At 43.5% G+C, this 23,303-nt stretch carries 13 protein-coding genes; 10 read left to right on the top strand and 3 right to left on the bottom strand.

Annotation, left to right across the window (positions count from 1 at the left end):
• Nucleotides 1-145: 145 nt before the first annotated feature.
• From LMH68_RS00100 to LMH68_RS00110, 3 genes are read right to left on the bottom strand one after another with little or no spacing between them, the layout of a single operon-like run.
• Nucleotides 146-2,803 carry an MlaD family protein gene (locus tag LMH68_RS00100; protein WP_229647992.1) on the bottom strand — a complete coding sequence of 886 codons (2,658 nt, stop codon included), beginning with the start codon at nucleotides 2,801-2,803 and terminating at the stop codon, nucleotides 146-148.
• Nucleotides 2,790-4,073, bottom strand: coding sequence for a paraquat-inducible protein A (locus LMH68_RS00105; RefSeq protein ID WP_102321147.1), 1,284 nt, complete (start codon nucleotides 4,071-4,073; stop codon nucleotides 2,790-2,792). The genes LMH68_RS00100 and LMH68_RS00105 overlap by 14 nt, the downstream gene beginning before the upstream one ends.
• A gap of 54 nt (nucleotides 4,074-4,127) precedes the next feature.
• The gene (locus tag LMH68_RS00110; RefSeq protein ID WP_017059690.1) at nucleotides 4,128-5,924 is read right to left on the bottom strand and encodes an ABC transporter ATP-binding protein; all 1,797 of its coding nucleotides are present in this window, start codon (nucleotides 5,922-5,924) and stop codon (nucleotides 4,128-4,130) included.
• 89 nt (nucleotides 5,925-6,013) lie between these two features.
• Between LMH68_RS00110 and LMH68_RS00115 the strand changes: the two genes are divergently transcribed.
• The 10 genes from LMH68_RS00115 to rlmKL all read left to right on the top strand — a co-directional run bounded on the left by LMH68_RS00115 (nucleotide 6,014) and on the right by rlmKL (nucleotide 23,300).
• Nucleotides 6,014-6,505, top strand: a complete 492-nt coding sequence (locus LMH68_RS00115) for a GAF domain-containing protein (protein ID WP_413755320.1) — start codon at nucleotides 6,014-6,016, stop codon at nucleotides 6,503-6,505.
• Nucleotides 6,506-6,602: 97 nt separating this feature from the next.
• Nucleotides 6,603-7,226: an RNA chaperone ProQ gene (proQ, locus tag LMH68_RS00120; RefSeq protein ID WP_017057223.1), complete on the top strand. Its 624-nt coding sequence runs from the start codon at nucleotides 6,603-6,605 to the stop codon at nucleotides 7,224-7,226.
• Nucleotides 7,227-7,243: 17 nt separating this feature from the next.
• Nucleotides 7,244-9,238, top strand: a complete 1,995-nt coding sequence (gene prc, locus LMH68_RS00125) for a carboxy terminal-processing peptidase (protein WP_102394019.1) — start codon at nucleotides 7,244-7,246, stop codon at nucleotides 9,236-9,238.
• A gap of 321 nt (nucleotides 9,239-9,559) precedes the next feature.
• Nucleotides 9,560-10,243 carry a hypothetical protein gene (locus tag LMH68_RS00130; protein ID WP_017068918.1) on the top strand — a complete coding sequence of 228 codons (684 nt, stop codon included), beginning with the start codon at nucleotides 9,560-9,562 and terminating at the stop codon, nucleotides 10,241-10,243.
• 218 nt (nucleotides 10,244-10,461) lie between these two features.
• The gene (gene pepN / locus LMH68_RS00135; RefSeq protein ID WP_229647991.1) at nucleotides 10,462-13,068 is read left to right on the top strand and encodes an aminopeptidase N; all 2,607 of its coding nucleotides are present in this window, start codon (nucleotides 10,462-10,464) and stop codon (nucleotides 13,066-13,068) included.
• A gap of 219 nt (nucleotides 13,069-13,287) precedes the next feature.
• The gene (locus LMH68_RS00140) at nucleotides 13,288-13,506 is read left to right on the top strand and encodes a DUF2835 domain-containing protein (protein WP_004733645.1); all 219 of its coding nucleotides are present in this window, start codon (nucleotides 13,288-13,290) and stop codon (nucleotides 13,504-13,506) included.
• Between the two features lie 228 nt (nucleotides 13,507-13,734).
• A complete protein-coding gene (locus LMH68_RS00145) occupies nucleotides 13,735-18,576 on the top strand; it encodes an NAD-glutamate dehydrogenase (RefSeq protein ID WP_017063846.1) in 4,842 nt (1,613 codons plus the stop codon).
• 330 nt (nucleotides 18,577-18,906) lie between these two features.
• A complete protein-coding gene (gene pyrD / locus LMH68_RS00150) occupies nucleotides 18,907-19,917 on the top strand; it encodes a quinone-dependent dihydroorotate dehydrogenase (RefSeq protein ID WP_229647990.1) in 1,011 nt (336 codons plus the stop codon).
• 206 nt (nucleotides 19,918-20,123) lie between these two features.
• Nucleotides 20,124-20,672, top strand: coding sequence for a cell division protein ZapC (locus LMH68_RS00155; protein ID WP_017063848.1), 549 nt, complete (start codon nucleotides 20,124-20,126; stop codon nucleotides 20,670-20,672).
• Between the two features lie 507 nt (nucleotides 20,673-21,179).
• Nucleotides 21,180-23,300 (top strand): bifunctional 23S rRNA (guanine(2069)-N(7))-methyltransferase RlmK/23S rRNA (guanine(2445)-N(2))-methyltransferase RlmL, encoded by a 2,121-nt coding sequence (rlmKL, locus tag LMH68_RS00160; RefSeq protein ID WP_229647989.1) that lies wholly within the window; start codon nucleotides 21,180-21,182, stop codon nucleotides 23,298-23,300.
• The last annotated feature ends 3 nt before the right edge of the window (nucleotides 23,301-23,303 follow it).

Below are 23,303 nucleotides of genomic sequence, written 5' to 3' on the forward strand. Positions count from 1 at the left end.
GTATCTCGATTTATTGCATTAATGCGGGGAGTTTAAAGCAAAATGAGGCCGCCCTAAACCATATTTATAGCAAACAACAAAAATGCAGCCAAATGGCTGCATTTTGATGAAGAATTAATCTTCCAGAAACGTCAGGGAATTCACTCTATGGACGAGGAATTGCGGTTCTCCATGATTTCCACTCATCTTCGGCTTGAGGATAGAGGTAGAAAGACTGATCTTCGCTTGCTACTGGTTGAAGTTCATTTGTCGGTGGCGTTGAGAATGTAATACCACCTCTTAACAAGCTGTCTACCGTTCCGGCTTTGATGTTTGCGCCTGACAGGCCGATAGAGACATCGACGCCCGACACGTTCCAGAACACGGTGTTTGCGCGGATTAGATACGCGTAGTCAGGTTCTATTTGAATCGTAGATATGATGCGATCAGCAAACTCGCCCAGCTGAACATCTATAACACTGCCAATTTCTAGTTCACGGAATAGGATAGGTGTACCTTCAGATACTGAGCCGCGCGTTTCGCTTTGCAGTTGGAATATCTTGCCTTCAGGCTGCACAGGTCCTTTGCTAAGCTCAAATTTCGTGTTTCTTTCACCTTTGCCCGGGTCTACGTTGATGTGTTTAGAGAGCAGCGCAGAGACGTTTTTGATGCCATTAAGGCCAATCTCAGGTTCTGCCAACCAGAAGTGACTGTTCGTCACGGCAATCTTGTCGACGTACTCAGGTAAAATACGCGCAGTAATTTCAATGCCGCCCTTGTTGAAGTTCGGAATCACCAAAGTAACCTCACCAACAGTGACACCTTGATATTTGATCGCCATGCCCTTGTTGACTTCTTGATCGCCAGAAGAGGTGATAGTAATCGCGCGGCCAAATTTTCGAGCAGATTTTGAATCTTTGTAAAGCTTCCACACGTCACCAAGTTTGTTGTCGATTCCCGGCAGAGAGTCAAAAGCAATACCGCCTTGGATAAGGGTTTTAACTGGTGCCGCTTTAATGCTGATACCCGATAGCGACGCATCAACCTCAACGCCTGATCGGTTCCAGAAAACAGTGTGCTTGTTGAGTAAGTGCGTGTAACGATTTTCGATTGTGACTTTGATTCTTACGCCACCGTCGGCAAGTTGAAAATCAGAAATACTACCCACTTGTAGGTTGCGGTAGAGGAGTGGACTGCCTTTAGAAATTGAAGGTAACTCACTGGCAAACAAAGAAAGTGTCTTTGAACCAGACTGATTAAACTTAGCAATTTCTGCTAACGACTTACTTTGGAAAAGTTGGTAGTCCGCTCGAGCTTCAGATTTACCTTCACTCACAAAGCTAATCGAGCCGGTAAGAAGCTGTTTTGCTGGTGGGACCGTAACACTCAAGCCTGATTCGGTTAGCTCTGCAGTCGCACTACCTGTCACAAAGAAACGGTTGTGGCTTTTGATAAGGTGCGCGTACTCATTATCGATAAGTGCATCCATGAAGACTTCGTGTTTATCAGAGCCCGTACCAACACCATCAACTAATCCCACATGGATGATAGAGCCAACGGCAATGCCTTTGTAGAGAAGTTGTGTACCGACATCTAACCCGAACGAATTGTTCGACGTTAAGCGAATCGCAACGGATTTCTCTTGTTCCTGACTGAATTCATTTTTGCGGATTGCAGTAAATCGACGCGCCTTTTCACCTTCACCCGGTACCAAGGTTAAAAAGTTACCTGTCACTAAATTGGCAATGTTTTTCATGCCAGTAAGCGACAGTTCAGCCTCTTCTAGAACGAATTTACTGCCGCTGTTTAAAAAGTCACTGAATGCCGGTTGGATAGCGGCAGATGCAACGACGTTTTCACGCCCTTCACTTAGCGATAAATCAGTGATTTGACCGATTTCAATGCCGCGATACATGATCGGAGCACCTGTTGCACTGATTTTATTATCATCGGGAACGGCAATCTTGATAGAGATACCTCGACCCGCTGTTTTCAGATCTGGGTAGAGTTTGAACTTAGTATTCATCTCAACCGGTTGGCCTTCTCCTGGAGAGTCGACCGCAATTGAACCGCCAAGCAATGCACTTAGGCTCTCTAAGCGAACATCAACACCAGAAAAGCCAATACTGGCACCTAAGCCACTGACATTCCAAAAACGGCTTTGGTCGGTAATGATATGGCTGTATTCATCTTTAATCGACGCTTGAATCGTAACGGATTTCGCGTTGTCGTTTAACTGGTAGTTGTAAACCTCACCAATTGGGATTTTACGGTAAACGATTTGAGAGCCAACAGACACGCCGCCCAGATCTTTGGTCGTCAGTGAAATGTTCAAACCTTCAGAAGCCAGTAAGTCAGAAGGGGAGGATTCTAACGCTTGGAAAACGGTTTCTGGGTCTTGTTTGGTTTCGCTCGGGTGGATAGCAATATAGTTACCTGAAACAAGCGCGTCCAATCCTGAGATACCCGACAAACTAGCGGTTGGTTTTACTAGCCAAAACCGTGTGCCTTTTGAGAGTAGCTTCTTCGCTTCTGGGTAGATGTCAGCATCGACATAGATGCTCGATAGATCTTTGGATAAAGTGATGTCACGCACCATACCCACCTCTAAGCCTTGGTAACGAATCGTTGTTCGACCTGCGACTAAACCTGCGGCATCTGAGAAGTATATCTGCACACGTTGTCCAGCATCGTGTATCGATTTCATGACCAACCAACCGGCTAAGGCGACGGTTAATATCGGCAGAATCCACAAAGGTGAGATGCCTTTGTTTTTCCTTACTTCTGGTGAATATGACGTTTGTGATTGGTTATCGTTGTTCATTCACTGACTCATCTTTAGAGGTGTAGTTATCCCAAATTAGCCTAGGATCTAAGCTTTCCGCTGCTAGCATCGTGAGAACAACTACGACGCCAAAAGCGACTGCACCATAACCTGGTGTAAAGTTTAAAATTTGTCCGCGGTCGACCAAGGTCATCATGATCGAAATAACGAACAGATCCATTACCGACCATTTCCCCACCCATTTCACGATGAAATAGATGGTCATACGTTGCCTGTGGTAAACGGCGCGCTTCATCTTGATACAGATTAAGATGTACGCGAGGCCCAGTATTTTCGCGACTGGCACGACGATACTGGCAATGAAAATGATCGCAGCGATGCCATACATATCGCTATTAATTAGCGAAGCGACACCGGAAATGATGGTGTCTTCTAGCCTTTGACCGTTGGTAATAAGAATAGAAATAGGAATGACATTGGCTGGCACGATAGCCACGGATGCGGCAAATAGCAGAGCCCAAGTTTTCTGTATAGAGTAGGGCTTGCGGTGGTATAAGTCATGGTGACAACGCACACAAGTATGACCGTCAGGCTGAGATAGGTGACAGTTGTGACAGTGTACGTTCTTACTCTCAGCAAAAGAGTATTCGGATTCTTTTGCCCAAGCTTCCCAGTAGCGACGTACACTGATACGGCTTACTAGTAATACGCTGAAAAGCTGCAGAAGAATCAGGCCAATCAAACCAGGGCCGACGAAAATGTCAGAGTAATCTTGCAGTTTGAAACATGAGACCGCCAAACTTACCAGAAACACATCCAACATCATCCAATGTTTGAGAGTCTGAATAATGGCTAATGCATAACGAAAGGGTGTGAAGATCTTAAGACGCAGTGATGCATGAGTGATGAGTACCGAGGTGCACACGAGCAACGGAGCGATCGAACTGCAGAACAGGATCAGCAAACCAAGTAGAGGAAAGCCTTCGCCCATTAAGGTAAAAACACCCGATGGTAACGTCGCGGGTATCATGACGCCAATCAGGCGAATACTGATGAATTCAAAAAAGTGCGATGGGATAAACAGCAATAAGCAGGTAATTGCGATTGCTAGGTTTCCAGAGAGGCTAGGGGTACCGCCTCTATAAAGCTGAGTTCCGCATCTTGGGCAGTAAGCTGATTTCCCTAAAGGGATGTCCATTTTATCTACGGGAAGTTCGCAGCCCTGGCAAAGACGCACTGAGCTGCTGTCGCATTGGTGTTTTGTTGATAAAGGGTTGGTTACGGATGGGGAGGTCACGCGACCTCCCAAGTTGAAACGTAAGTTAGGTTAGCAACCCGACTTAAAGACTCAGAGCCACAAACATCAGGCGTGCGATTGCACACTGCCGTAGAGTGTTTGATAGAGTCCTTGTTGTTCAACCAATTCACCATGTGTTCCCGTCTGTGTGACTTGTCCATCTTCTAAAACATAGATTAGATCGGCTTGTTTCACCGCTGATAATCGATGAGCCACTATCAAAGTTGTGCGATCTTTCAAAAACTCGCTCAACGCTTTATGCAGTGCTGACTCTGTTGCTGTATCGAGTGCAGATGTCGCTTCATCAAGAATAACAAACTTAGGATTGCTCAGCACCATACGAGCTATTGCTAAGCGTTGTCGTTGACCACCAGACAGTCGAACGCCATTCCTACCAATTTGTGTATCTAAGCCATTGCTCAGTTGCTTGATGACATCTTGCATTTGAGCGACTTCAAGCGCACGCCACAACGACATTTCGTCGTATTCAGCACCAAGGGTCAGATTATGCCTTAATGTATCGTTAAAGAGTATAGGTTGTTGTAAAACAACGGCAATTTGATTGCGTATTACATCAAAGCTGATGTCATCGGTTGTTTCACCGTTATAGCGAATGCAACCTGAGTCTGCTTGGTAAACCCCAATCAGCAACTGGATTAACGTAGATTTACCCCCTCCACTCGCACCGACCAAAGCGACTTTTTTACCTGCAGGGATGTGCAGCGATAGCCTATTTAAAACAGTGTTTTCTAATGTGTAAGAGAATGTAACGTCTTCGATGTCAACTGTCACTTCTTGATCTTCAGTAAATGGGTTCACTTTACTGATAGGGCGCTTCTCTTCTTCTAACTGAAGAAGATCGTTGATGCGTTGCAGTGCCGCTTTCGCGCTATACCAAGAGAATTGAATCCCTAGTAGCTCTTGAACTGGGCCTAACATGAACCACAAGTAGCCAAATACCGCGAAAATCTGACCAATGGTTAAGTCACTGAATAACACCATTAGCATCGCGACGGCACGGAAAAGCTCGAAACCTAATAAGAAGAGTAGAAACGAAACACGGCCAGCAGCTTCAGATTGCCAAGCGTATTTGTCGGCATCGATTCTTACTTGGTTTGCTTGAACCTTAAGCTCATCGAGAAAGATACGCTCTTTATTCGCCGCGCGCAGTTGGTAAATGCCATCTAAGGTTTCCACCAAACGGTTTTGAAAGCGCTCAAAAGATTGGTTTTCGTATTTCTTAAGGTGTTTGACCCTGCTGCCTAGTTTACGGGAGAAATAAATCACAACAGGATTGACCAGTAAAATGAACAACCCTAAACGCCACTCTAGCCACAACAGCACGATCGCTGTACCGAACACGGTCAGGAAGCTGATGATAAATTTAGAAAGAGTCGAGCCAATGAACTTATCTATTGTCTCTATGTCTGTTATTAGGTGGGCGTTGATACCGCCGCTGCCTTTGGTTTCGTATTGTCTAATACTGATGCGACCAAGCTTATCTATCATCTTGCTGCGCATTTGATAGGTAATTGTTTTGGACACAAGCGTAAACTGACGCCCTTGCAGAATGTTCAACGCTTGGCTAACGGAGCGCATGATAATCACTAACAACAAAGTTAGTGCTATATAGCCAGTCGGTGTTTGTAATGAAGATGGAAGTAGGTGGTTCATCATCTCTAAGCCTGAAGCGGGCTTATCGAGTAATACTTCATCAACCATTAATGGCATGAGCAACGGGATAGGGACACTAATGAGAGTTGCAAATATGGCAATAATGTTAGCAAACAGTAATTTGGACTTGTGTTTTTTTACTTGAGTTATTAACCAAGAACGGCTAATAGTGTCTTCTGAATTGTTCATTGTAATGAGAATAAGTCCTATTTAGTTTGATGGCCGCATTCTACTGCGTTCTCTTGATAATGGAAGTCTCAATTTAATTGGAAGTTAATATGAAAATAGAACATTACCAACGCTTAACCAAACAAGCCGTTGCATTAATTGAATCAGAAACCAATCTAACTGCTAATCTTGCTAATATCAGTTCATTATTATTCATGGAATTGGATGACTTGAATTGGGCGGGTTTCTATTTAATGAAGCAGGATTTAGCTAAGGAAAAAGACGAACTTGTACTGGGCCCTTTCCAAGGTCAACCTGCTTGTGTGCGAATTCCGGTCGGGCGTGGTGTGTGTGGAACTGCGGTTGCGACGAATACAGTTCAGCGCATTCATGATGTTCATGAGTTCGAAGGTCACATCGCTTGTGACGCTGCAAGTAACTCAGAAATCGTTATTCCGTTCTCGATTGGCGGAAAAATCGCGGGCGTTCTTGATATTGATAGCCCAAATGTTGGTCGTTTTTCTCAAATTGACGAGGACGGATTGACATTTTTCATGGCAGAAGTGGAAAAGCTGCTTAATTCGCACGCGAACAAGGCATAAATTATTCTCTTACTGTGGTTTTTCCCAAGCATCTCTCTATAATACGTAAAAATATTTTCTTAATGCTCGCGGAAAACCGCAAAAACCAGGAACCCACATGGAAAACACTGAAAAGTTAAAAAACAGCAAAGAAGTTATCGCATATATTGCTGAATGTTTCCCTAAATGCTTTACTCTAGAAGGTGAAGCGAAGCCACTTAAAATTGGTATTTTTCAAGATCTTGCTGAACGTCTAAATGAAGACGAAAAAGTAAGTAAGACTCAGCTTCGTGCAGCGTTAAGACAGTACACATCATCATGGCGTTACCTGCACGGCGTAAAAGCTGGCGCAGAACGTGTTGACCTAGACGGCAACGCGTGTGGCACACTAGAAGAAGAGCACGTTGAACACGCTAAAGCTACACTTGCAGAAAGCAAAGCGAAAGTTCAGGCTCGTCGTAAAGAACAAGCACAAAAAGCTCGTGAAGAAGGCAAAGCGAAACCTAAGGCGAAGAAAGCTCAACAGCCTCGTCGTCAAGCGCCTAAAGCACCAAAAGTAGAAAAGCCTGTAGAAACACGCGCTTTGAACGCTGACGAATTCATCGCTGGCAAAGAAGTAAATGTGAACATGGGTAAAGGAAACATGGCTGCGACCATTGTTGAAATCAATAAGGAAGATGTGCGTGTTCAGTTAGCAAACGGCCTACAAATGGTTGTTAAAGCGGAGCACTTGCGCGCTTAAAGGAGATACTCCTACGCATGAAATGCCGTTCAAAATTGACACTGATTGCTGCTAGCTTTTGGCTAGCAGCTTCAGCTCAGGCTCTTGAAGCCAAATTAGATCAGGACGATTTACCTCTACTCGCTCCTGAGGTCCAACACGAAACTGCTAGTAAACGTGTTACTTCTCGATTTACTCGTTCTCACTATAAACACTTCAATCTCAACGATGATTTCTCTCAAGCTATCTTTAATCGTTACTTAGAGATGCTGGATTATAATCGTAATATCTTCACTCAAGCTGATATTGACTCTTTCTCTGCGTCATCTAAACAAATTGATGATCAGCTGAAATCGGGCAATAACCAGATTGCATTCGATGTTTATAATCTGTCTATGCAGAAGCGTTTTGAACGTTTTCAATATGCATTGTCTTTGCTAGATACAGAGATTAAGTTTGATACCGATGAAAGTATTGAGCTCAATCGTAGTGAAGCGGAATGGCCAAAAGATATCGCTGAAGTGAATGAGCTTTGGAGAAAACGCGTTAAATATGATGCGTTGAATCTAAAACTTACTGGTAAAGAGTGGCCAGAGATTCAAGAAGTTTTGGAAAAGCGTTACAACAATGCGATGAAGCGTATTACGCAATCGCACAACGAAGATGCTTTCCAAATCTACATGAACGCATTCGCGCGTGAAGTTGATCCGCACACCAGTTACCTTTCTCCAAGAAATGCAGAACAATTCCAATCTGAGATGAATCTATCTCTAGAAGGTATTGGCGCTGTACTTCAGATGACAGACGACTACACCGTTATTCGTTCTTTAGTGGCTGGTGGCCCTGCTTCAAATAGCAAACAATTGAGCGATGGCGACCGTATTGTTGGCGTTGGTCAAGATGGCGAAGAGATTGTTGATGTTATCGGCTGGCGTTTAGACGATGTAGTGCAATTAATTAAAGGACCGAAAGGGACTAAAGTTAAGCTACAGATCTTGCCAGACGGTAAAGATGCAAAAAGTCACGTTGTCACAATTGTACGCGATAAGATTCGTTTAGAAGATCGCGCTGTTAAATCAGAAGTTATCGAGAAAGATGGCAAGAAGATTGGTGTACTCGAAGTACCTAGTTTCTATGTTGGTCTTTCTAAAGATACCGATAAACTGATCACCGAGCTTAAAGAGCAAGGTGTTGAAGGTATTATTGTTGATCTGCGAAACAATGGCGGTGGTGCACTAACGGAAGCAACCGAACTCTCTGGTTTATTTATCAAAGAGGGGCCTGTTGTTCAGGTTCGTGATAGCTACGGTCGTGTCAAAGTGAACAGCGATACTGATGGTGAAATCAGTTACCAAGGTCCGTTAACGGTATTGGTGAATCGCTACAGTGCTTCGGCATCTGAGATCTTTGCAGCAGCGATGCAGGATTACGGTCGTGCAATCATCCTAGGTGAAAACTCTTTCGGTAAAGGTACGGTACAACAACATCGTTCTTTGAATCATATCTATGATTTGTTCGATAAAGAGTTGGGCTACGTTCAATACACAATCCAGAAATTCTACCGAATTAATGGTGGCAGTACGCAAAACAAAGGTGTAGTACCTGATATTGCTTACCCAACGCCAATAGACCCGGCAGATACTGGTGAAAGTGTTGAAGACAATGCTCTACCTTGGGACAGCATTGATAAAGCAAACTACTCAGTGTTACAGCGTAACGATGAGCAAATTGCTGCTTTAACAGCTCAACACCAAGCTCGTATTGCGACAGACATGGAATTTGGCTTTATCGCGCAAGATATTGAAAAATATAAGGCAGATAAAGACGATAACGACCTTTCTTTGAATGAAAAGGTACGTCAGCAAGAGAGCGATGATGCGGATGCGCTTCGTCTAGATCGTATCAATCAACGTCAAAAAGCCGCTAAGTTAGAGGCATTTAAAACGTTGGATGATATTCCAAAAGACTACGAAGCCCCGGATGCTTATCTTGATGAATCAGTTGCTATCATGCTGGATATGATCAAGAAATAAACAAAATACCTGTTATAAGGTGATTGTTTAAAGACGTACTATTTGAAAAGCGAGCTTAGGCTCGCTTTTTTGTACCTGTGTTCTTGCCTCGAATAATGTCATGTTAACGGCATGCTTCCTCGCTTTTTAACTTGCTGCAGAACCACTGTTATTTGATTTTCGGCTGTGAAGTACACTGTAAAAATAACTAAACTTAAGTATTATTTTTCGAGTGATAATGACATTTAAGTTACTTCGCACTTAAAATTTAGTGACTTAGATCATATTTTTTCGCTTTCTATTCATTACGTGCCTAAGCTTAAAGAAAACGAGGGGACGCTTATGAAATGGATTCTACTATTTTTATCTTGTTTAAGTTTTGTGGCTTTTGGGAGCGAGGTCGCTTCGAGTAACCAACAATCAAAAAGTGATAGTAATCTATCTCATTTTGACCTTCCTTTGCTGCTTGGTGATTGGTATTTGATGAATCCTGATCCTGAGCAAGGCACTGAAAACTTTAGAGCGATCAAGCTCACTCTTGATTCAAACTACTCATTCACTATCGATATCCAAAAGAAAGACTACAGTGTCGATCATTGGGAAGGTTTGTATAACGCCAATGAAGACACGATTATTTTGGGTTTGAATACCTCAGAACCTCAGGTTTACGCGTACAGCAGTAATCACAACATGCTGAATCTTAACGGTGTTATGTTCACTAAGGCCTTGCCAAATGCATTGGCGGGAATCTGGTCAAGTGCCCAACTGTCTGGAAGCGATCTACGTGCGAGTAACATTCAAAAAATGGATTTAGTCCTTCAGCCGGACTTTATATTCATGTTCCGAGTATCAGATGAAGAAGGTGGTGAAGTCATTCGTCGCGGGGTGTATTACACAGAAGGCGATCAACTAGTGTTACTTTATGAGAACGGTGAACACGGCACTCGATATACACTGAACAGCGATGTGTTAACGCTGCAAGGTGAAGAGGGAGATATGTTTGCGGTACTCAATCGCATTCGATAATCGTGAGTTTTAGCAGTAACGGCGTACTCGTTGATAATATTGTGCACAGTTCATTTCTTAGGCGTTCCTGTCTGATTTGATTGATAAAATAGCAAAACATGGAGGCATTTTCTTACAATGCCTCCTTTTTTTAATATTCCCCTTGTTTTATTGGCGCTCAACCTTTAGATATATACAGTTAAAAAATAATTACGTATAACGATCAAAAGGAACCCGTCATGGCACATACACCTCAAGCCAAGTATCGTAAAGATTATCAATCACCATCTCACACGATTTCTGAAATCGATCTTACTTTCGATTTGTACGACTCAGCATCCATTGTTACGGCTGTTTCTAGTGTTAAGCAGGAGAAAGACAGCACGACATTAGTACTTGATGGTGAAGGCTTGAAGTTGGTTTCTGTTTTGGTTGAAGGCAACGAATGGACTCAGTACGAGCAGTCTGAAACTCAACTTACGCTGAATGACCTTCCAAAAGAATTTACTCTAACCATCGTTACCGAAGTTAACCCTGAAGGGAACAGTGCACTTGAAGGCTTGTACAAGTCGGGTGGCGCGTTCTGTACTCAATGTGAAGCTGAAGGTTTCCGCCGTATCACTTACTACATGGATCGCCCAGATGTGTTGGCGAAATTCACTACAACGGTAATTGCAGACAAAGCAGAGAACCCATTCTTATTAAGTAATGGTAACCGTGTAGATGAAGGTGAAGCTGAAAACGGTCGTCATTGGGTGAAGTGGCAAGACCCACATCCAAAACCAGCGTACTTGTTTGCTTTAGTAGCGGGTGACTTTGATGTACTTCGTGACGCATACACTACACAATCGGGTCGTAAAGTTGACCTAGAAATCTTTGTTGATAAAGGCAATCTAGACCGTGCGAGCCACGCGATGGTTTCTTTGATCAACTCAATGAAGTGGGACGAAGAACGTTTCAACTTAGAGTACGACTTAGACATCTACATGATCGTAGCCGTTGATTTCTTCAACATGGGTGCGATGGAAAACAAAGGCTTGAACGTATTCAATTCGAAGTTCGTTCTAGCAAACGACCAAACTGCAACGGATACAGATTACCTAGGTATTGAAGCAGTAATCGGCCATGAATATTTCCATAACTGGACCGGTAACCGAGTGACTTGTCGCGATTGGTTCCAGCTGAGCTTGAAAGAAGGCTTAACCGTATTCCGCGATCAAGAGTTCTCATCTGATCTTGGCTCTCGCGCAGTAAACCGAATCAACAATGTTCGTATTATTCGCGGGCCACAATTCGCTGAAGACGCAAGTCCGATGTCTCACCCAATTCGTCCAGAAAAAGTGATAGAAATGAATAACTTCTACACATTGACTGTGTACGAAAAGGGCAGTGAAGTGATCCGTATGATCCACACATTGTTGGGCGAAGATGGTTTCCAAAAAGGCATGAAGCTGTACTTCGAACGTCACGATGGTACGGCTGCAACATGTGAAGACTTCGTCGCGGCAATGGAAGATGCGTCGGGCGTTGACTTATCTCAGTTCCGCTTATGGTACAGCCAGTCTGGTACGCCGACGCTGTCTGTTGAAAGTAAGTACGACGCAGAGAAGAAACAGTACACGTTAACAACTCGCCAAGTAACAGCGCCAACTCATGAGCAAACGGAAAAGCAGGCTCTGCATATTCCTCTTGATATCGAGCTGTACACAGCTGCGGGTGAAGTTGTTGAGTTACAATGTAACGGTAAGCCAGTTCATAATGTATTAGATGTGAAAGAAGCAGAGCAAACGTTCGTGTTTGAAAACGTTTCTGAGCAACCGATCCCATCATTACTTCGTGAATTTTCTGCGCCAGTGAAATTGGAATATGACTACTCAGATGAAGAACTGATCTTCTTGATGGTGAATGCTCGCAATGAATTCTCTCGTTGGGATGCGGGTCAAATGCTATTAGCGAAGTACATCCGCAGTAACGTGGAGAAAGTTCAGCAGGGTCAAGCGTTTGAGCTTTCTGATTCTGTTGTTGATGCATTCCGTGGCGTACTGCTGAGTGATTCACTAGAGCCTGCGTTTATTGCAGAAATGCTTTCTCTACCAAGCCACAATGAAGTATCGGGTTGGTACGAGCGCGTTGATATTGATGCGGTCGCATCGGTTCTTAACTCAATGAAAGTCACACTAGCTGCAGAACTTGAAGACGAGTTAGCGGCGGTTTATCACAGCCACGCACTAACAGAATACACGGTCGATCACGATTCGATTGGTAAGCGTACTCTACGTAAAGTTTGCTTAAGTTACTTAGCTCATACTGGGCAGGGTAATGACTTGGTTGTTGCGATGTATCAACAAGCGAATAACATGACAGATACGATGGCAGCAATGGGCGCGGCAAACAGTGCACAACTACCATGTCGTGAAACCTTGATGGTGGATTACAGTGACAAGTGGAAACACGATGGTCTTGTTATGGATAAGTGGTTTGCATTGCAAGGTACAAACCCAAGTTCAAACGCACTTGAAGTGATCAAAGCGTCGATGTCGCACCAGGCGTTCAGTTTGAAGAACCCGAACCGTACCCGTAACTTGGTCGGTTCATTCTTAAACATGAACCCGGTTCAATTCCACGACAAGTCTGGTCAAGGCTATGCATTTGCTGGCGAGATCTTACGTGAGCTAAACAGCAGCAACCCACAAGTGGCTTCACGTCTGATTGACCCGCTACTTAAGTTCCGTAAGTACGATGATGAACGTCAAGCTCTTATCAAAAAAGAACTAGAGACGTTAAAGAACATGGACAACCTAGCAAAAGACTTGTTTGAGAAAGTGACGAAAGCACTAGAGGCTTAAGTCAGCGCGCATTCAGGTAACTGTTTGCTAATAAGCGGTTTACTAATAAACTGTTTGCTACAACGAAAGGTCATCAGTGGTAGAGAATATCTGCCACTGATTTTTTGTTTCTGGTTCATCGAATTTTCGATAAGCTAGAGCAGCTTCAAGTTCAGTTTCACCGTCAGACATCTAAAAGTGCCAAAAAACACTGGCACTGTATATTTATACAGGCATCGTATGAATCGCTATATTTTCCAACTTAACATCTCATATCAGCAGTTTTTGGCCAGCTATTCTGGCGCCGCAAGTAAAGTTCAAGTGATAACAACAACAGGTTTACGCTTACAGTTACCTGCAACTCGGTTCAGACCATTTCTTACACAAATAGGGGTTAGAGGGCAGTTTAGGCTGACAACTGACCAAAAAAATAAGTTTATTAAGTTAGAAGCTCTGTAAACCTTGGCGTGCCTAGTGAGTTAAAAGGAATCTTAATCACATAATCAAACATTTCACCTCTTACCACCTCCAAAACAATTAACTATTTTTCAATAATGCTTTTACAATAAATGAATGCATTACCTTTGCTTAACTCGTTAGTAGAAAAGAGCTCAACGGCACGTTTCAAACACCAGATTAAGTGATCCCCCTAATAATAAAATATAATTCTAATTGTGGAGTGTGACTATGACCGCACGTGAAACTGTGGTTCCAGTTTTACTTGAAAAAGTTTACAAGCTGATTCAAGACAAACTTGACCTTGCTCATCGACCTCTCGTAACTCAACTTGCTCAACACTTGTTTAGTAACGTTTCTCACGACGATCTGACTCAGAGAAACGAATCCGATTTATACGGTGCTGTAGTTAGCTTATGGCATCACATCAATGAAAAGAAAGCCGACGAAATCTCTGTACGCGTTTTCAACCCGACGGTAAGTCGTCAAGGTTGGCAGTCTACTCATACTATCGTTGAGATAGTCGTTCCAGACAGCCCATTCCTTGTTGATTCCGTAAAAATGGCACTTACTCGCCTAGACCTTTCTTCTCACCTTATGCTTCATAACCCAACACAAATCTCTCGCTCAGATAAGGGCAGTGTTGTCGGTGTAAGCAATAACGAAGGTGCATTCCAATCGCTTTTCCATATTGAGGTTGACCGTCTTAGCAGTAAAGCTGAAATGACAGCTCTTAAAACGGAGCTACTGGATATCTTTACCGATACTAGCTTAGTTGTGAACGATTGGTTGAAGATGGTAGAACGACTTGAAGAAGTAACCAATCAAGTAGAAAAGCAGAAAGAGAGCATTCCTGTAGATGGCCAACGTTTTGATGAAACGTTGGCGTTTCTTCGTTGGTTAGGTGAACACAACTTTACATTCATGGGTTATAAGGAATATGACCTAGTTTCAGTTAACGGCGACACTGAACTGCAACCGACCAAGGAGCAAGGTCTTGGTTTGTTTGCGAACTCAGATCGTGTACGTAACGTTAAGCTATCTGAGTTTTCTGATTCGGCACGTCTTGAAGCGAAAAAGCCTTATGTGCTTATCGTAACCAAGGGCAACACGGCTTCACGCATTCACCGCCCAGCTTACAACGATTACATTGGTATTAAGAAGTTCGATAAGAACGGTAAGGTCATTGGTGAGCACCGCTTTACTGGTCTTTACACATCTGCCGTTTATAACCAAACCGTTGAAACGATTCCTCTTGTTCGCGAGAAAGTAGAACGTATTTTGGATGCGAGTGGTTACCGTGAAGGTTCATACTCTTACAAAGCGCTGCACAACATTCTTGAAAACTACCCACGTGATGAACTGCTGCAAGCTCGAGAAGAAGAGCTACTAGAAGTCGGTACGGGCGTAGTACAAATGCAAGATCGCGATCTCCTGCGTTTGTTTGTTCGCAAAGACCCGTTTGGTCGTTTCTTTAGCTGCATGGTTTACGTAACAAAAGATCGTTACAACACTGAGCTTCGTCGCCAAACACAGCGCATCTTGAAACAGTACTTTGGTTGTGAAGAAGAGGTTGAATTTACAACGTACTTCTCTGAAAGCCCGCTAGCAAGAACGCACTATATTGTTCGTGTTGATAACAACAACATGGATGTGGACGTGAAAACAATTGAGCAAAATTTAATGGAAGTATCGTCTACGTGGGATGACCGTCTGTCTGAATCTATCATTGCAAACTTCGGTGAAAGCAAAGGTCTTCCATTGTCGAAAGAGTACATGCGTGCATTCCCACGTTCGTACAAAGAAGACATGATGCCAGGTTCTGCTGTTGCCGACATTGAACGTTTAGAAGCGCTAAGTGAAGACAACAAACTGGGTATGCTTTTCTACCGTCCTCAAGAAGAAGCGGCAGATTCAAAAGCCGTTCGTTTGAAGTTGTTCTATCACAGCGATGAGCCAATTCACCTTTCTGATGTTATGCCAATGCTTGAAAACTTTGGCCTACGCGTTATCGGTGAATCTCCATATGAAGTGCGTAAAACCAACGGTGTGACCTATTGGATCCTTGATTTCTCTATGCTGCACAAGAGCGATAAGACCATTGATCTTCGTGAAGCTCGCGATCTTTTCCAACAAGCCTTTGCGGCAATCTGGGCGGGTGAGTTAGACAGCGATGGTTTCAACCGCTTAGTACTTGGCGCTGGTCTTTCTGGCCGTGAAATCTCAATCTTACGTGCTTATGCTCGTTACATGCGTCAAGTTGGTTTCCCATTCAGCCAACAATACATTGAAGACACATTGTCTCATTACCCAGAATTAGCGAAAGGGCTAGTGAGCCTATTCGGCAAGCGTTTTGACCCGAAACTGAAGGGCAGCGTAAAAGGCCAACAAGATCTTATTAAGAAGATCACTGAACAGTTGGATCATGTAGAAAGCTTGGATGATGATCGTATCATTCGTCGCTACATGGAAATGATCACTGCAACGCTTCGTACTAACTACTACCAAGTAGACGAGAATAAGCAGTCTAAACCTTGGTTGGCTCTGAAAATGAGACCAAGCGAGATTCCAGATATCCCTGCGCCGGTTCCTGCGTTTGAGATCTTCGTTTACGCACCAGACATTGAAGGTGTGCATTTACGTGGCGGTAAAGTAGCACGCGGTGGTTTACGTTGGTCAGACCGTCAAGAGGACTTCCGTACTGAGATTCTAGGCCTAGTTAAAGCGCAACAAGTTAAGAACACGGTTATCGTACCGGTTGGTGCTAAAGGTGGTTTCGTTTGTAAGCGTCAACACATGATGTCTGGCCGAGACGAGATTTTTGCTGAAGGTCAACGTTGTTACAAGCGCTTCATCCGTGCATTGCTAGACGTTTCAGACAACATCATTGAAGGTGAGGTTATCCCACCTAAGAGCGTTGTTCGTCACGATGAAGATGACCCATACTTGGTTGTTGCAGCCGATAAAGGCACCGCGACATTCTCAGATCTAGCGAACTCAGTAGCTGAAGAGTACAACTTCTGGCTAGGTGATGCGTTTGCATCGGGTGGCTCTAACGGTTACGACCACAAAGCCATGGGTATCACGGCGAAAGGTGGCTGGGAATCGGTTAAACGTCACTTCCGCGAAATGGGTATTAACTGTCAAAGCACAGACTTCACTGCCATTGGTGTGGGTGATATGGCGGGTGACGTATTTGGTAACGGTATGCTGCTATCTAAGCACATTCGCTTGCAAGCTGCGTTTAACCACATGCACATCTTCATTGACCCGAATCCAGAATCAGCATCAAGCTGGGTAGAGCGTGACCGTCTGTTTAATCTGCCTCGTTCAAGTTGGGAAGATTACAATAAAGACCTGATTTCTCAAGGTGGTGGCATCTTCTCTCGCCGAGCGAAGTCTATCTCTTTGACACCTGAAATTCAGAAAATGCTGGGTACCAAGAAAGCATCAATGGCACCAAACGACTTGATCAAAGCGATCTTGTCTATGAAAGTTGATCTACTTTGGAACGGCGGTATTGGTACTTACGTTAAGTCTTCTAGTGAGACTCATACCGATGTGGGTGACCGTGCAAATGACGTGCTACGTATCGATGGCCGTGACCTGAAAGCTAAGGTTGTTGGTGAAGGCGGTAACTTGGGTATGACTCAATTGGGTCGTATTGAATACGCTCTAACGGGCGGTCGAGTTAATACTGACTTTGTCGATAACGTTGGTGGTGTAGATTGCTCGGATAACGAAGTTAACATTAAGATCTTCTTGAATGGCTTGGTGTCTAATGGTGATCTTACCGTTAAGCAACGTAACCAAGTTCTTGAATCTATGGAAGATGAAGTAGGTGAAATCGTACTAGACGACGCTTACTGCCAAGCTGAGTCTATCTCTGTTACTGAGCATCAAGGTGTAGGCTTAGTGAAAGAGCAAATCCGCTTTATCCACACAATGGAAAAAGCCGGGTACTTAGACCGTGGTTTGGAATACATCCCAGATGACGAAACGCTGCTAGAACGTGAGAAGCAGGGCCAAGCACTAACAAGACCAGAGCTATCAGTATTGATCGCTTACGGTAAAATGGTTCTAAAAGAAGATCTTGTGAGTGATGACATTGCGAATGATGAGTTCCATGCTCAACAACTGATGCAATACTTCCCAACAGAGTTACGCCGTAACTACTCTCAGCACATGGATAACCATCCACTTCGTGCAGAGATCATTGCGACTGCGCTTGCTAACCAAATGGTTAACGAGATGGGCTGTAACTTCGTGACTCGCTTGCAAGAAGAGACGGGCGCGAACATTGTTGATATTGCGAATGCTTACGCGGCATCACGTGAAATCTACGGCCTGGGTAAGGTATTGAAGAGCATCCGTGAACTGGACAACATCTCAAGTTCTGAAGCTCAATACGAATTGCTTTACCATGTACGTCGTACGCTTCGTCGTCTAGCACGCTGGTTGCTAAGAAACCGTACCGGTAAACAGTCAGTGAATGCATTGATTGAGCTTTACCAAGGTGATGTCGTCGCAATTACTGAGAAGCTGGATGAAAACCTAGTGGCTTCAGAAGTAGAAGAGCATCAAGCAATGGCTCAAGTATGGATTGACCAAGGTGTAAACGCTGAGCTGGCTAATTCAGTGGCTCGTTTGTCTAGCCTGTACTCAGCACTGGATATATCTACAGTGGCTCGTGAAACAGGTAAAACAGTACAGCAAGCGTCTAAGCTTTACTTCAACCTAGGCGACCGTTTGTCACTGCACTGGTTCTTGAAGCAAATCAATGGCCAAGCTATAGACAACAACTGGCAAGCACTGGCGCGTGCAGCATTCAGAGAAGATCTGGATTGGCAGCAACGCCAGTTAACTGGTCAAGTACTTAACTGTGGTTGTGCTTCAGATATCGATGTGATTAAAGCGCTTGATGACTGGATGGAAAGTAACTCTGTTTCTCTACATCGTTGGGAAAGCATCCTAAACGAATTCAAAGTAGGTTCTGTTCATGAGTTTGCTAAGTTCTCAGTAGCACTGCGTGAATTGATGCTGTTGAATCTAAACTGCATGTCAAAAGACTAGTTACTAGATAAGACGAAAAAGTATAAGGGCAGGCCAAAAGGTCTGCCTTTTTCGTTTCGGTAAAGTGGAAACAATAGGCCTAACGACTTTTGAAGAACAAACTTCGACGCAAACGTTGTTTGTTGTTAAGTGACCTGATGGCTGTACTAAGGTTGAGATTAGAAATGGCTTAATAACTTGAAGAAACGATAACGTTTGCTTAATAATGAACCTCATTCGTTAGCAAACTTGATTATCTTACCCTTACAGACAGTAATAGATTGAATAGTTGGGTAAATAAGTAAATAATAGCGCCCCGTTTACACGGGGCTTTTTTCTATCGGAGGCACAATGCTTTACCGTCTAGCCAGAACTGGCTTTTTCCAACTTGATGCCGAAAAGGCACATGATCTTGCAATTCAAAATTTCAAGCGCTTCACAGGCACACCTATTGATCTTTTGTATCGCCAACAATTACCTCACCGACCTGTAGAGTGCATGGGTCTTGCTTTTAAAAACCCAGTTGGCCTTGCTGCTGGCCTAGATAAAAACGGCGAATGTATTGATGCATTTGGCGCAATGGGTTTTGGTTTCGTAGAAGTAGGAACAGTGACTCCACGTCCGCAAGCGGGTAACGACAAACCTCGTTTATTCCGTCTTGTTGAAGCTGAAGGTATCATCAACCGCATGGGTTTTAACAACCTAGGCGTCGACAACCTTGTTGAGAATGTTAAGAAGTCGAACTACGATGGCATCTTAGGCATTAACATTGGTAAGAATAAAGACACACCAATTGAAAAGGGCGCTGAAGATTACTTGATCTGTATGGAGAAGGTATATCAATACGCTGGTTACATTGCTGTGAACATCTCTTCACCAAACACTCCAGGACTTCGTTCTCTACAATACGGCGAAGCTCTAGACGATCTATTGTCTGAACTGAAAACGAAACAATCTGAACTGGAAGAGAAGCATGGTAAATATGTTCCTCTTGCTCTTAAGATTGCTCCGGATCTAAGCGACGACGAAATTCGCCAAATTTGTGAATCATTGATCAAAAATAAGATCGATGGTGTGATCGCAACAAACACAACATTGGATCGTTCAATCGTTGAAGGTATGAAACATTGTGATGAAGCGGGTGGCCTAAGTGGACGTCCTGTTCAATCTCGTAGTACTGAAGTAGTTCGTAAACTTCACGAAGAGCTGGGTGACAAACTGCCGATCATTGGAGTAGGTGGTGTTGACTCGTATGTTGCTGCAAAAGAGAAAATGATGGCAGGCGCTAAGCTTGTACAAGTTTACTCTGGTTTCATTTACAAAGGTCCAGGCCTTGTAGGTGACATCGTTAAAAATCTTTAAACGGCAAGACGCTTTTATTTCTGAAAAGCGACAATCTGGCATCGTCTTAATAAAAGAGACACTGTAACTCACTGAGTTGTAGAGAAAAGCGACAAGAAAGAGGAATTCATTTCCTCTTTTTTTTTGCCTATTGCTCAGTAAAATTACTGTAATTGAAGGTAATTTTGCGTTTTACCTAATGGAATGGTTCAACAGTGTGAGACGAAATGATGCTTAAACCTAGCGATACATGGAGTTGGTATTACGATGAGCAGCAATGTTCATTAATGCTAAACCTCGGAGAGGATATGATTTTCAAAACGAATCTGGTCCGCAATAAGCTGGTGGACTGCGCGTTTCGAGATAATGAATTCACCGTTGATGACGCATCTTCATACCAAACCTTCAAAGAACAAATTTCTGGCTTAGAACTGTCTGAGCCTCGTCAAGCTGAATTAGCACTCTATTGTGTGGCAGCAAAGCGTTTCCATAAGCCTGTACAGCCTAAGAGTTGGTTCTTCGACTCACAAGGTACTGGCCATGAATATCCTCAAGAAGGGGATATTGTACAAATGAATAACGAGCATAGCTTAGGGTATTTCATTGTATTAGAAGTGGGAGAGTGTGCGAGCCTATGTGCATTTGTTGACCTAGAAGAGTTCCTGTTAACGCCTTCAAAAGGACTGCGATTTGGAGACTCAATCAAGGTGATGCACGATAGAATGGTAGACGCGAACGCTATCCTTCATCAGACACACATAGCGATGGTAGGTTAACCTCTAATCTAGCACATCATTTCAACCACGCATCGCAGCACACAAACGTATAAACCTTCCTCAGAATCGGCTCATTAGCCGATTTTTTTGTGCCTAAAAAACCTCATCCTGATAAATACATCACGGCTTAACCATTTAAATAGTGAACTTACGACTATTTTTTCACCTTAATTTCTGCCCGTTTTCATCGCCAGAAGAGTAAATCTACCGTCTTTATTCCCTGTTTTTGGTCTTTTGTAGCTAAATTTCATCCATAAATCTCCTTTGGTATATACCAGTTTTGAGGTGAATATAAATTCACATTGCTACTTTGGTTAATAAGTGGTCAGAAATGAAGTTGGTTTGATAGGTCTTATGTTCTAAGGGGATGTGGGTAAGCGATTGCTTCAAGACTGTGCATTTGCTAGCCAGTTAGTCGAAAGATTCAATGAAAAGACGTGTTTAGTGTGATGCTCTAGTTACAAATTCAGGTATAATCGAGCTCATTTTTATCAATAAAAGAACACTATGAATCAATATCTAGCGGTTACCTCAAACGGCCTTGAGAATTTATTAGTTGAAGAACTAACCCAACTAGGGATTACAAACGCAAAACCTGTTCAAGCAGGTGTTAAATTCAAAGCGACCAATGAGCAAATTTATCGTTGTTGTTTGTGGAGCCGTTTGGCTTCTCGATTTGTACGTGTCCTTTCTGAATTCACTTGTATGGACGACATGGATTTGTACCTATCAACCACTGCGGTTAACTGGGTAAATCAATTCCATAGCTCTAAGCGTTTTGTTGTTGACTTCAATGGTACGAACAACGAAATCCGTAATAGCCAATACGGTGCGATGAAAGTAAAAGATGCCGTTGTTGATTGCTTTGAGAAGAAGTCTTTACCTCGTCCTTCTATTAGCAAAGAGAACCCAGACATTCGTATCCACGTTCGTTTACACCGTGATAAAGCGATTCTTGGTGTTGATATGGTAGGTAGCGGTCTTCACCAACGTGGTTACCGTCCTGAATCAGGTCGAGCACCACTACGTGAAACTCTTGCTGCCGCGATTCTTCTTCGTAGTGGTTGGGACGCAACTAAGCCTTTCCTAGATCCAATGTGTGGTTCAGGTACGTTAGTGATTGAAGCGGCGATGATGGCTGCAAACATGGCTCCAGGTGTTAAACGTCAGAAGTGGTGTTTTGAATCACTAGAAGATTTCGAACCAGAGCTATGGGCTGAAGTGAAAGCTGAAGCGAACGTTCAAGGTCGTCGTGGTGTTAAGAAAGTGGAATGTAAGTTCTATGGCTACGACAATGATGAACGTATGATCAAAACTGCGCGTGACAATGCTCGTCGTGCCGGTGTTGAAGAGTTGATTGAATTCGAAGTAGGCGATGCTGCAAAGCTTAAGCGTCCTACAGAGTTTACTGATGGTGTGATTGTTTCTAACCCGCCTTACGGTGAACGTCTTGGTACCGAGCCGGGTCTTATTGCACTTTACACAGCATTCGGTGCACAGCTTAAAGCTGAATTTGGTGGCTGTAACGCATCTATCTTCTCTAGCTCAGACGAGCTACTAAGCTGCTTACGCATGCGTGCAGATAAACAGTTCAAGTTGAACAACGGTGCGTTACCGTGTCACCAAAAGAACTACTCAATTTCAGATCGTCCGATGTCAGAACGTCCAACGGGCGAGCAAGAACAGTTAATTGCTCCTGACTTCGCAAACCGTCTTAAAAAGAACATCGGTAAAATCGGTAAGTGGGCTAAGAAAGAGCAATTAGATTGTTACCGTATCTACGATGCTGACTTACCAGAATACAATGTAGCGATTGACGTATACCCAGGTCACCTTGTGATTCAAGAATACGCAGCGCCTAAAGATGTACCGGAAGAGAAGGCGAAACGTCGCTTAACTGATATTATCCGTGCTTCTATTCAAGTGACGGGCGTTGAAGCAAACAACGTGGTTCTTAAAGTTCGTCAGAAGCAGAAAGGTCGTTCTCAATACCAGAAGATGGCTCAAGATTCTTCTAACCTAGAAGTGAACGAATACGGTGTTAAGCTGATTGTTAATCTTCATGATTACCTAGATACCGGGTTGTTCCTAGATCATAAGATCACTCGTCGTCGTATCGGTGAGATGGCCGCAGGTAAGGATTTCCTAAACTTGTTTGCTTATACAGGAAGTGCATCTGTTCATGCTGCTGTGGGTGGTGCTCGTTCTACAACTACTGTTGATATGTCTAATACCTACCTAGAGTGGGCGAAAGAGAACATGGAGCTTAACGGTCGTGTTGGTCGTCAACATCAGTTTGTTCAAGCTGACTGTCTACAATGGCTAGCTAAAGAGCAGGGTTCTTATGATCTGATCTTTATCGATCCACCTACGTTCTCTAACTCAAAGCGTATGGATCAATCTTTCGATGTTCAACGTGATCACATTCAGCTGATGGAAAACCTTAAACGTCTTCTTCGTGAAGAAGGCACGATTGTGTTCTCTAACAACAAGCGTCACTTCAAAATGGACTTGGAAGCTCTAGATGAGTTAGGTCTTAAGGCTCAGAATATCTCAGCGAAGACACTTCCATTGGACTTCTCTCGCAATAAGCACATTCATAACTGCTGGTTGATTACACATAAGTAGTTA

It is taken from the genome of Vibrio sp. F13, from assembly GCF_020806305.2.
Classification (GTDB): domain Bacteria; phylum Pseudomonadota; class Gammaproteobacteria; order Enterobacterales; family Vibrionaceae; genus Vibrio; species Vibrio crassostreae_C.

Bases quoted from the DNA above. Each gene is read 5' to 3' on its own strand.
- LMH68_RS00100 (WP_229647992.1), bottom strand. From the start codon at position 2,803: ATGAACAACGATAACCAATCACAAACGTCATATTCACCAGAAGTAAGG.
- LMH68_RS00110 (WP_017059690.1), bottom strand. From the start codon at position 5,924: ATGAACAATTCAGAAGACACTATTAGCCGTTCTTGGTTAATAACTCAA.
- LMH68_RS00115 (WP_413755320.1), top strand. From the start codon at position 6,014: ATGAAAATAGAACATTACCAACGCTTAACCAAACAAGCCGTTGCATTA.
- proQ (WP_017057223.1), top strand. From the start codon at position 6,603: ATGGAAAACACTGAAAAGTTAAAAAACAGCAAAGAAGTTATCGCATAT.
- prc (WP_102394019.1), top strand. From the start codon at position 7,244: ATGAAATGCCGTTCAAAATTGACACTGATTGCTGCTAGCTTTTGGCTA.
- LMH68_RS00130 (WP_017068918.1), top strand. From the start codon at position 9,560: ATGAAATGGATTCTACTATTTTTATCTTGTTTAAGTTTTGTGGCTTTT.
- pepN (WP_229647991.1), top strand. From the start codon at position 10,462: ATGGCACATACACCTCAAGCCAAGTATCGTAAAGATTATCAATCACCA.
- LMH68_RS00140 (WP_004733645.1), top strand. From the start codon at position 13,288: ATGAATCGCTATATTTTCCAACTTAACATCTCATATCAGCAGTTTTTG.
- LMH68_RS00145 (WP_017063846.1), top strand. From the start codon at position 13,735: ATGACCGCACGTGAAACTGTGGTTCCAGTTTTACTTGAAAAAGTTTAC.
- pyrD (WP_229647990.1), top strand. From the start codon at position 18,907: ATGCTTTACCGTCTAGCCAGAACTGGCTTTTTCCAACTTGATGCCGAA.
- LMH68_RS00155 (WP_017063848.1), top strand. From the start codon at position 20,124: ATGATGCTTAAACCTAGCGATACATGGAGTTGGTATTACGATGAGCAG.
- rlmKL (WP_229647989.1), top strand. From the start codon at position 21,180: ATGAATCAATATCTAGCGGTTACCTCAAACGGCCTTGAGAATTTATTA.